The 6668-nt window shown below is 41.0% G+C and carries 3 protein-coding genes; all 3 read left to right on the top strand.

Annotation, left to right across the window (positions count from 1 at the left end):
* The first annotated feature begins 86 nt into the window (after positions 1 to 86).
* Positions 87 to 785 carry a class B sortase gene (locus QEZ38_RS06000; protein ID WP_281335325.1) on the top strand — a complete coding sequence of 233 codons (699 nt, stop codon included), beginning with the start codon at positions 87 to 89 and terminating at the stop codon, positions 783 to 785.
* Positions 785 to 1411 (top strand): hypothetical protein, encoded by a 627-nt coding sequence (locus tag QEZ38_RS06005; RefSeq protein ID WP_281335326.1) that lies wholly within the window; start codon positions 785 to 787, stop codon positions 1409 to 1411. The genes QEZ38_RS06000 and QEZ38_RS06005 overlap by 1 nt, the downstream gene beginning before the upstream one ends.
* On the top strand, positions 1395 to 6668 hold a 5274-nt coding region (locus QEZ38_RS06010), incomplete at its 3' end, for a DNRLRE domain-containing protein (RefSeq protein WP_281335327.1). The genes QEZ38_RS06005 and QEZ38_RS06010, both read left to right, overlap by 17 nt.

Consider the following 6668-nt stretch of genomic DNA (forward strand, 5'->3'; position numbering starts at 1 on the left):
TATTGTAACAAAAAGGCGTTTTATACAAAAAATGGATTTACAAAGCATACAGATTTCTGATACAATGATAGTATGGGAGCGAGCACATGAAAATTTTGAAGTTTAGTTTATCACTAATTATAATAATTGTGGTGTTATTTTTAGGTTTAAAAGTCTTAGATGGCCTTGAACAGATGGCTGTGGAACAACATTCTCAAAACGCAGTTGAGAAGAAGTTTCATCAGAATCCAGATGTCTTTGCTTGGCTAACAGTTGAAGGGACTCGAATAGATTACCCGGTTGCTCAGCATCCAAGGGATGATGCTTATTACCTTTCTCATGATATAGATGGTGAAGAGACCTATTATGGCGCTATATTTACAGAGCTGGTTAACAAAAAAACATTTGAAGATCCTGTCACGATTATCTACGGACATGCTATGTTAGATGATTCGATGTTTGGGTCTTTAGATTATTTTGCGAAGCCAGCTTTTTTTAAGGAGCATGAACGTATTACGATTGACACCTTGACTCAACATTTTGAATATGAGGTGATGGCAGCTCACTCTTATACAGATGATCATCTTTTTCATACATTCAAATTAGGAAGTCGAGAAGGCCTCAGATATTATTTAGAAACATTACAGATAAGAACATCAGACTATGGGGGATTCTATCGTCAGATTGCTACTGACCCTCAAAAAGATCGATTTTTAATCTTATCAACCTGTGATGCTACTGGAAATGATCAACGATTTGTGGTTACTGCTCGTTTAAAAAGTGTTAAAGAAAGGACAAGTGAATAATGAAAATATTAAGACTCTCAAGGTTTTGGAGACTAGCTATCGGCTTACTGTTTTTAGGAGTGGGGCAACGCCTTCTATTTACAGGTGCGATTTCTCCTGTGATAGTCGAGGAAGGTTTATCACTCATTCTAACCTTATTCAGCCTACTATTTTTAATAATAGGAATAGTTCTTATTTTTCCAATAACAATCTGGTTTTATAGGCAGTACCGATCAGATAAACGTTTAAATCACACTATTCTGATTTACTTGTTTAGTGCAATTTTATGTGGCATCCTCATCGGAGGTTTGGGTCAAGTTTTATACGATCATACAAGTTTGGAATATGGCCATGTCAAGATTGCTATCTGGGCATTTACTACAATTGTACAAACTTTTCTTAAAGTAATCTTATCCTATAGTCTGGTTAGTATTTACAAAGCTTTACCAATTAAAAGTAGGGTAGATCAATTGCGACTACCTGTTCTGGTATCCATGCTTATTGTCGCCTTTTGTTTAGCTATTGCTGTTTGGTTCCCAATACTAGGTTCTTTCGTTTTATCCATCGGCGATGCTCTTATTTTAATTTTTACACTTTATTATTTTATTTATTTTACAAAGGAGAATGCCGATGAAAAGACTGCGTAAGTCCATACAATGGTTATTATTGCTGAGTTTGTTTGTTTCTAATATGCCGTTGATCTATGCGGAAGAAATAAACCAAGCAATTAAACAAGGCCAGGCTGAGGAAACTTATAAAAAATCTGTTACAGAGGCGAGTAGCCAGACTGTTGGTTCTGAAAATGCGAATACAGAAGGATCGACAAGTGCTGAAGCCTCATCAAAACCAGTAAAAGATGGAGGAGACGCCCTTCAACAGCCCAAAGTGGCCAATGGAGAGAGTAAGGAAGAGGCAGAGCTGAAAAAACAATACGGGGCACCAGTAGCGGTTAGTGGGCAAGAACAACTGTTTCGGGTTGATGATACTCACTTTGTGACGCATATTGGTAGTGATATCAAAACATATATTGATAAAGAAGGGGTAGAAGTTCCTGTAGATTTATCTCTATATTCTTATCATGCTAATGGGAAGCATTATTATCTACCAAAAGAATCTCCAGTAGGAGTAGTTCTTCCGAGCGAAGTCAAAAAAGAGACTCCCATTGATATTACTCATAAGGATGATAAAATTTCTTTGTATCCGCTTGATAAGACATACGAACAAGCAACTGTAGAAAAGAATGCGATCTTATATAACAATGTTGATGGCAAAACAGATGTGCAATATACGGTACAGTCTAATGGAGTCAAAGAAGAAATCATCTTAGCCGAGTGGGGTGGGAAGAACTCCTTTACTTATGGTTTGGATGCATCTAAGTATGATGTTTCTTTGAAAGACAATCAAATCCTTGTCCGTGAAAAGGGGGAAACGAAGATCCTCTTTGTACTAACTGCCCCAATGATGGTGGATAGTGTAGGCGCTACAAGTAATGCCTTAACCCTTGGATTGAAAAAAGGGGATGGGCGTCATGAAGTGACAGTCACAGCTAGTAAAGAGTGGTTGTCTGATTCTGAACGTAAGTATCCTGTTCGGATAGACCCGACTGTAACAGTTCCACGAGAAAAAATTCTTGACATTGTTACCTCATCTGTACATGGGCAATACCAAGGTTATGCCTATGGTTATGTTGGATATATGACCGCTGAAATGATGGGAATGGCTGGTGTTCCAGGTGTTCGTGATGTCGGACGCGCGAGGATGTACTTTAAGATTAATTACGATTTTCAAAAGAGTATTCCTAAGGAAGCGCGTATTGATAGTGCGAGTCTAAACATCTATGAATATACGGCACCAGATTCTCAATCAACCCAGTTTGCAGCTTATCGCTTGAAACAAGACTTCGATATCAATAACCTCACATGGGATACTTCTGTGGGCCTTGATATGGAAATTGCAGGAAAAAACGCGACTAGTGGTAAGAAGATTGGAATGCATAACTTTGATATCCGTGAGACTGTGAATGCATGGGTTCAAGGTTTGGAACCAAACTATGGTCTAGTTGTAGCTGCAACCGACGAAGGCTCAGATGGTGGTGCTTTCTACACAACCGAAGCGACGGCAGAAAATGCAGGACAGATTGGATTTACTCCAGACAAGGCTCCAAGTTTGACGATTAATTGGTCCGTTCCAGATCCAGTTGATGTTAATTATCCAATAGGGAACACAACCATCAATCTTCGGACAATGGTGAAGACAGATAAGAAAGGAAAGTTGCAATTTCAGGGAGTCTTTGCGGATGGTCTGACAACGCCGGGTGCTCAGGTTGATTACAATCTTAGTGATACTGCGAAAGACTACAAGGGACAAAGCTCTGCAAGTTTTTCTTACAAATACCCTGATAGTAGTTTCTTTGATGCAGCATTTGAAAAGGGAACGACCAAATATAAAGATAAACTTTCAAACTGGCAGACACAGGTTCCTTTCACAGAACCTGAACTAAACAAGGTTTATACGATTGACGCAGAGAGTAAAAAGGATAGTCAAACTAGTGGTAAAAAATCAAGTGATACTTTCTTGATTTACAAAGTTACCCAGTTTGATACCCTTCCAAAGATTGCGGCATACTATGGAGTACCACTCAATCAACTTGCTTACGATAATCGTATCCAAGATATGATGCTTGTGCAAAACAACACCCTATTTATTCGTAATCCAAGAAAGAATGCCGACAAACCTTATAATCCACCAGCTTTGACATCCAACACCAAGGCGGAAATAGACAGGCTTTTAATGGGGCGTGGCCTTCACTGTGAATTTGGATTTGAGCCAATCAATCTAAACACGGGGAATTTCTACCTAGATCGAACAGATGTTTCTATCACTGATGTTGACGGTAAATTTGAAATTACTCGCGCCTATAATTCTAAAGCAGCAGGCATCAATAGTCTCTTTGGACGTGGTTGGTCATTTGCCTTTAATGAACAGTTATCAAGCGATGAAGATCAAAATATCTACTATACTCGTACAGACGGTTCCATCCTGAAGTTTGCGAAGGATGGAGATGGATATCGTGCTCCAAGTGGCTATGACCTCACTCTCGAAGTAAAAACAGTTGAAACGAAGAAGGGTGACTTTGGCGGAGACGAAAAAGAAGACTATGATGTAAAGGAATACCGAATTGTTGATCACAATTATCAAGAGAAAACCTTTAACTATCACGGACTCTTAACGAGCCAGACGGATGAAAAAGGTAATAAAACAAGCTTTGATTATAATGAAAATTACCAGCTGACCAAGATCACATCTCCTACAAGCTTGGTTTATAGTATCACCTATAATACAGATGGCTATATTGGTGCGATTCAAATCCCTAATGGCTCAACTTTGACCTATGAATATGACACGAATGGTCATTTGACCACCTATACGGATGCGACGGGAGTTCCTACTCGTTATGAATATGACGATAAGGGACGTATGACAGCCTGGTATGATGGAAATGGGACCAAGGTTATCCAAAACGAGTACGATGAGGAAAATCGTGTCATTAAGCAAACAGATGGTGCAGGTGCTGTTTCAACTCTTTCTTATAGTGAAGGTCAGACAATCACTACCGATGGAAATGGCAATCAAACCGTATATACTTACGATGAGCAATATCGCACAACTGGCATTCGCTATGCAGATGGAACTAGTGTCTCAAAAACGTATGATGAAAACAACCGTCTGTCAAGCGTGACGAATGAAGCGGGGCAAACAACTCGCTACACCTATGACAGCAATGGAAACACCTTAACAGAAACGCGTTTCGACGGTGCGGTAAAAACTTCTAGCTATGATGAGAAGAACCATCTTCTGTCTCTCACTGACTTTAGTGGTGCATCAACAGTTCATAGCTATGATGCCAATGGCAATCTAATCCAGACAACATTGCCAGATGGGTCTAAGATTACCTATACTGTCGATCAGCAAGGGCGCATCTTGTCTACAACAGATGCGGCGGGGCATACAACTTCCTTTGCCTATGAAGGTGCGAATCTGGTAAGCCTCACTAATCCTTTGGGAGGCGTATCAACCTTTACCTATAATGCACACAATCAAGTCACTAGCATTACGAATCCTCTCGGTGGGACCAAGACTTTCACCTATGATGCAGAAGGTCGCAAGCTGAGCGAAAAAGATGCCGATGGTGTTGGGTCGAGCCATACTTTTGATAAGGCAGGTCAAGTGACAGCTGTGACAGAAGGCAATGGTAATACGACTACCTTCACCTATGATGGTTTTGGCCGTAAAATCGGTGCTTCGAATGGAGAAGGTGGAACCTATAGTTACACTTATGATGGTGTTGGAAACCAGCTTTCCGTGACTGATGCAGAAGGACACGCTACTAGCTATACATATGATAGTAAGGGTCGTTTCCTAACAGAAACCAATGCTTCAGGGCAAACAACTACCGTTACTCGTGATGCGTTGGGTCGAATTGTCACTCGAACCAATGAAGTAGGTAATAGTAGCAGCTTGACTTATGATGATAGAAACAATGCCGTTAAAACTATCACAGATGCTTTAGGTCAAGTTACTCAAAATACTTATGACGCGGCAGGAAATGTAACCTCAGTTTCTTATCCAATCGGTACAAAGGCAGAGACTACTTATGATATCATGGGTCGTGTGCTATCTTACACCGATGAAGCAGGTCAGACAGTGACATACACCTATGACAGTGTTGGAAATAAACTTAGCGAAACCAAACAGAAAAAGACTACCAGCTATACCTATGATGCAGCGGGAAATGTGACAGGTGTGACTTACCCAGATGGTAGCAGTGTTTCATATGTGTTGGATGCGATGGGGAATATCCTGTCCATGACAGACGCCCTTGGAAAAGAAACGACTTATGAATATAGTAAGGCAGGGCGCCTGATCGCAACAACCAATGCCTTGGGTCACCGCACCAGCATGACCTATGATGCCAATGGCAATCAAAATAGCCTAACAGATGCGGCAGGCTATACTGCTAGCACGACTTATACAGGCCAAAATCAAGTTTCCAGTATTACAGATGGTTTAGGCAATGTCACTAAGATGGCCTACAACCAGATGGAACAGTTGACAGAATTGACAGATGCCTTGGGTGGTAAGACTCAGTATACCTATAATGAACTGGGCTATCCGATTCAGGTCATCGATGCCAATGGCAATGTCACTAAGATGACCTATACCTCAACGGCTCAACTGGAAGAAGTGACTCTTCCAGACGGAACTACCGTAAGACAAGAATACGATGCCCTTGATCGTCTCATCAAGCAGACGCATTCTAGTGGTTTGGTAACAGAGTATAGCTACGATGCCGCCAACCGAGTAGTGAACAAAAAAGATAATCAGGATCTCAATGAGACCTACACCTACGATAAGGCAGGAAATCGTCTCACTTTAACCAACAGCTTGGGTGAGGTTACCCAATATAGCTATAATGGTGACAACCAACTGACTAAGGTGGTCTACGCAGATAAGACCAGCGAAACCTTCACCTATGATGTCATGGGCAATGTCGCAAGTTCAACCGACCAAGAAGGTAAGACCAAGACTTATCACTATGATCAAAACGGCAATCTGCTTAAGACCGTCGATCATCTGAAACGTGAAACCAAGTATAGCTACGATGCCCTCAACCGAGTGGTGACAGAGTCGGATGCCGATGGCAATACCTCCACTTACGAATATGATGTCCTTGGCAACCTCTCTAAAATGACAGATGCCAATGGCCATTCAAGTAGCTATGGTTATGATGCCAATAAAAAATTGGTACTCTATACAGATCCAAATGGTCAAGCGACAGCCTTTAAGTACGACCCATTAGGACGAATCATCGAAACAGTAGCTCCAACAGGAAGCAAGCAAAGC

Source organism: Streptococcus taonis (assembly GCF_029948085.1).
GTDB lineage: Bacteria > Bacillota > Bacilli > Lactobacillales > Streptococcaceae > Streptococcus > Streptococcus taonis.

What these genes read in the sequence shown, in the direction of transcription:
- QEZ38_RS06000 (WP_281335325.1), top strand. Translation starts at nt 87, where the DNA reads ATGAAAATTTTGAAGTTTAGTTTATCACTAATTATAATAATTGTGGTG.
- QEZ38_RS06005 (WP_281335326.1), top strand. Translation starts at nt 785, where the DNA reads ATGAAAATATTAAGACTCTCAAGGTTTTGGAGACTAGCTATCGGCTTA.